The organism is Bradyrhizobium sp. 23AC (assembly GCF_054863025.1).
The window spans coordinates 1-431 of sequence record NZ_JAVAYN010000079.1; the positions used below are offsets into that span (position 1 = coordinate 1).

General features: G+C 66.8%; 1 protein-coding gene. It reads left to right on the forward strand.

Annotated features, from left to right (window positions below):
- Positions 1-431 (forward strand): chemotaxis protein CheW (locus tag RAD10_RS41520; protein WP_461621988.1); only part of this gene is annotated, 431 nt, incomplete at both ends.

Genomic DNA, 431 nt, shown 5'->3' on the forward strand with positions numbered 1-431 from the left:
CACATCGGCTCGGGCGAGCAGACCACCTCGCTGCTGGTGTTCCGCGCCGGCTCGTCGCAGCCCAAGGCGGTCCCGCTCGGCCTCGTCACGCGCCTGGAAGAGCTGCCCGCCGACAAGATCGAGTTCAGCAACGGCCGCTACATGGTGCAATACCGCGAGCAGCTGATGCCGCTCGTTGCCATGGAAGGCGTCACCATTGCGAGCCAGGGCGCCCAGCCGATCCTGGTGTTCGCCGACGACGGCCGCTCCATGGGCCTCGTCGTCGACGAGATCATCGACATCGTCGAGGAACGGCTCAACATCGAGGTCGGCGGCTCCGCCTCCGGCATCCTGGGCTCGGCCGTGATCAAGGGTCAGGCCACCGAGGTGATCGACGTCGGCCACTTCCTCCCCATGGCGTTCGCCGACTGGTTCACCCGCAAGGAGATGAA